Origin of the sequence: Sphaerospermopsis kisseleviana CS-549 (assembly GCF_028329225.1) — a bacterium.
Taxonomy (GTDB): domain Bacteria; phylum Cyanobacteriota; class Cyanobacteriia; order Cyanobacteriales; family Nostocaceae; genus Sphaerospermopsis; species Sphaerospermopsis kisseleviana.
The window spans coordinates 1-3,909 of record NZ_JAQMTI010000053.1 but is presented as its reverse complement, the minus strand read 5'-3'; the positions used below and the strand labels follow the sequence as shown (position 1 = coordinate 3,909).

Annotated in this window: 4 protein-coding genes and 1 tRNA gene; 4 read left to right on the top strand and 1 reads right to left on the bottom strand. The window is 41.2% G+C overall.

The window, feature by feature from the left end; all coding sequences use genetic code 11:
* Positions 1-200: 200 nt before the first annotated feature.
* The 3 genes from coaD (at position 201) to PN497_RS03825 (ending at position 3,127) form a co-directional block, all read left to right on the top strand.
* Complete coding sequence (gene coaD, locus PN497_RS03835; RefSeq protein WP_096565271.1) at positions 201-752, top strand: pantetheine-phosphate adenylyltransferase; 552 nt, start codon at positions 201-203, stop codon at positions 750-752.
* Positions 662-1,330, top strand: coding sequence for an ATP synthase subunit B family protein (locus PN497_RS03830; RefSeq protein WP_187039938.1), 669 nt, complete (start codon positions 662-664; stop codon positions 1,328-1,330). The genes coaD and PN497_RS03830 overlap by 91 nt, the downstream gene beginning before the upstream one ends.
* Before the next feature lie 150 nt (positions 1,331-1,480).
* Positions 1,481-3,127, top strand: a complete 1,647-nt coding sequence (locus PN497_RS03825) for a DUF1565 domain-containing protein (protein ID WP_096565267.1) — start codon at positions 1,481-1,483, stop codon at positions 3,125-3,127.
* Positions 3,128-3,292: 165 nt separating this feature from the next.
* Here the strand turns inward: PN497_RS03825 and PN497_RS03820 are convergent, their stop codons facing one another.
* On the bottom strand, positions 3,293-3,577 hold the full coding sequence (locus PN497_RS03820) for a DUF3493 domain-containing protein (RefSeq protein WP_096565265.1): 285 nt from the start codon (positions 3,575-3,577) through the stop codon (positions 3,293-3,295).
* A gap of 37 nt (positions 3,578-3,614) precedes the next feature.
* Here PN497_RS03820 and PN497_RS03815 point away from each other — a divergent pair.
* Positions 3,615-3,686: transfer RNA gene (locus PN497_RS03815), tRNA-Thr, on the top strand.
* The last annotated feature ends 223 nt before the right edge of the window (positions 3,687-3,909 follow it).

Genomic DNA, 3,909 nt, shown 5'->3' with positions numbered 1-3,909 from the left:
CTGGTGACTGGGGACTGGGGACTGGTGACTGGGGACTGTTGACTGGGGACTGTTGACTGGGGACTGGTGACTGGGTAATCACTTTTATGTTTTCTAATCAGCTATTCCCAATTCCCAATTCCCAATTCCCAATTCCCTATTCCCTATTCCCTATTCCCTGTATGTCGCTATAATTACCTAAAGCTGTTTAATTTATATAAATGATTGCTATTTATCCGGGGAGCTTTGACCCTATTACATTGGGACACCTTGATATCATTCAGCGCGGTAGTCGGCTGTTTGATGGGGTAATAGTGGCTGTATTGCGAAATCCTAACAAAATACCACTTTTTCCGGTGCAACAACGGATAGAACAAATTCGTCTGGCTACAAAACATTTACCGAATGTGGAGGTAGACAGTTTTGATGGACTTACCGTTAACTATGCCCAAATGCGACAAGCACAAGTTTTGTTACGTGGTTTACGAGCAGTTTCCGATTTTGAGATTGAGCTACAAATGGCTCACACTAATAAAACACTTTCCACTCAGATGGAAACAGTTTTTCTGGCCACCTCAAACGAGTATAGTTTTTTAAGTAGTAGTGTGGTAAAAGAGATTGCAAAGTTTGGTGGCTCTGTCGATCATCTTGTTCCCCCACACATTGCCCTGGATATATACCAATGCTACAACCAAAACTCTCCAAACCTGAACCCAACCACAACGGAAAAAATGTCCCACCTCAAGAAAACCCCAACGGACAAGGAGGTGTAGATATTCTCCAAGAACTTAACCGTTTAGAGGATATGATTCTTGCTGGTTTGCAAATTCCTTTGACTGGACGCACGCTGATAGATGAAGATAAGGTTCTAGAACAGCTTGATTTTGTGCGTGTTTCTTTACCGTCGGTGTTTCAGGCAGCAGCAGAACTCCTTCAAAACAAGGAGGAAATCATGCTGGAAGCGGAGGAGTACGGACAGCAGGTGGTAGAAGCAGCACAGGCTAAAAGAGCGCAAATTCTGGCTGATAGCGATATTATCAGACAAGCAGAAAGGGAAACTGAACAACTGCGTCGCAAAGTGCAGCAAGAGTGTGACGCAATGATGCAAGATACTCTGGCAGAAATTGAACGCAAAAAACGTGCTTGTATGCAAGAGTTAGAGGAAATGCGCCAAAATGCGATCGCTCAAGCTCAAGAAATTGAAGATGGTGCTGATCAATATGCCGATCATGTTCTAGAAAATATCGAACAGGATCTTCAGGAAATGTTACGAATTATTACTAATGGTAGATTACAATTGCGAGGAGAAATACCTAAGCAACGTAATTCGACCTATCCTAAGAAAAAATAATTTGTTCAATACCCAATATAGATCGTATCCGATTTCCAACTTTACCCAGAATCACTGTTGATTATCGAGTATATTTTTGCATAGGTTTTACAGTGCGACGCTGTTACCTTAGACTGTCTTAAAAGTACCGTAAGCAAGTATATCAAAAATATGAAATCTAAGGGTTTTCACATTTCTCGTTTATCTTTAGGCAGCAGTTTGACTGCTTTGTTAGTTATTGCTGGTAGTTCAACATTGCTACCCAGTCAGGTAAACGCTGGTTCTACTCAAACTTTGATTGCCCAAATTCCAGCCAGTGCTACAGTCATTTATGTTAATCCGGTAACTGGTCAAGATCGTGCCGGTGCTGGTGTGAGTGCAGCAACACCTTACAAAACTATTACCTTTGCTCTTTCCCAGGCGCAAGCAAACACAGTGATTCAACTTGCTCCTGGTAACTATACCAGAGACACAGGAGAAACTTTCCCTTTATTACTTAAACCAGGAGTAATGCTTCTGGGTAATGAATCTGCCAAAGGTCAAGGAACAATAATTACAGGTGGTGGGTTTTACACCAGTCGTACTTTTGCTAGACAGGATATAACAATCCTCGCAGAAAATAATACCACCATTGCTGGCTTAACTGTGACTAATCCCAATCAACGAGGTACTGCTGTTTGGGTAGAATCAAGCAATCCCACTATTAAAAACAATACTTTTACCAACAGTGTCAGAGAAGGGGTTTTTGTTACAGGTACAGGCAATCCCAAAATTGAAAATAACATCTTTTTCAAAAATGGAGGTAATGGGGTTTCTTTTGCCCGTTCTGCTCAAGGTGAAATTAGAAATAACACCTTTGAAGATACTGGTTTTGGTTTGGCTATTGGTGGAAATTCTACACCTTTGGTAGAAGGCAACCAAATTCGTCAAAACCAAGATGGCCTGTTTATCTCTGAATCTGCCAAACCCATACTGCGTCAGAATGTGATTCAGAACAATAAGCGGGATGGTATTGTTGCCACTATCAATGCCCTTCCCAACCTTGGTACTAATGACAGTCCTGGGGGTAATCTGATTCGTAATAACGCTCGTCACGATTTGAATAATGCCACTAGAACTAACCGCATTCTTGCTGTTGGCAATGATATTGATCAAAAGCGAATTGTGGGCGCTGTAGATTTTGTAGCTGCAACTGTTACTCCTCCTGCTGATAATGGTGGTAGTACAGGTGCTACAGCATTTAAAGATGTTCCCACAGGTTATTGGGCAAAATCTTATATTGAAGCTTTAGCTGCCCAAAATATTATTGCAGGTTTTCCCGATGGCACTTTTAGACCTAATGAACCTGTCACTCGCGCCCAATTTGCGACTATTATCACTAAAGCTTTGACACCTGCTGTTAAACGTCAAGCTGTTCAGTTTAAGGATGTGCAAAGCAATTTTTGGGCTTATAATGCAATTCAAGAAGCTTACAAGAGTGCATTTGTGGCTGGTTATCCTGATGGTACTTTTAAACCACAGCAACAAATTCCTAGAGTTCAGGCTTTAGTGGCTTTAGCCAACGGGTTGAATTTCACTGCTAACAATAACAATATTGTCAGCGTTTACACGGATGCTGCTCAAATTCCTAATTATGCCATTGGACCTGTGGCCGCTGCTACTGTGAGACAATTGGTGGTGAATTATCCGACAGTGCAAAAACTTGATCCTAATCGTCAGGCAACTAGGGCGGAAATAGCTGCTTTTGTATATCAGGCACTTGTGGCTATTGGTAGGGCGCAGCCAATTTCTTCTGCTTATTTGGTGACAGCACAGTAACTTTCACAAATTCAATCAAACCCAATACCCAGATCCTTGACTTTTCCAAGCAGTCAGGGATCTATCTCAGAGGATGTTTGAAAAGTCCAACTTGGTTGATTAGAAATCACGTCTACACAGGGGTTGCTGAAAAAGTCCTTTTATATTCGCCGAAAATTTTTCTTCCTAATTTCTTCTCCTGACTCCTGACTTCTGACTCCTGACTCCTACCTCTTTGGAGCGTCGCTGTTCCCATCTCCACAGAAATACCATCAGGGCAACTATTCCTATTTGTAGGGCAAAGTTGGGTAAGGTGGTATCAAGATTTTTACCTGCAAGTAGTTGAAAGAAAAATACAAATGCACCGATAAAACCAGAAGCACCAACGCCAAGATAAATAAACTGCCTTAAACCCCGATAGGGTGAGGCCATTTCGGCTTTTAAGCGATTTTTGAGATTTGGGTCTACCATTTTTTTAAGAATTATGCTATAATTTTAGATGGTTTATGCCGATGTAGCACAGTGGTAGTGCAGCTGATTCGTAATCAGCAGGCCGTGGGTTCAAATCCCATCATCGGCTTGGGTTCTAGAAATTATATATTTTTATTGACCGGATTTTGCCTATTTGAAAAAAATCTGGGCATTTTTAACACTTGCTTATTTAGGGTTTGCTGAATAAACCTAAAACCTTGATATATCAAAGGTTAGAGGCTGATAAACACAGAAATTAGTGCAAGGGTTTTGAAGGGTATACCGGAAAAAGTGTGCATTTTTTGGGATTTCAAGAGATGGCAAAGAAATTT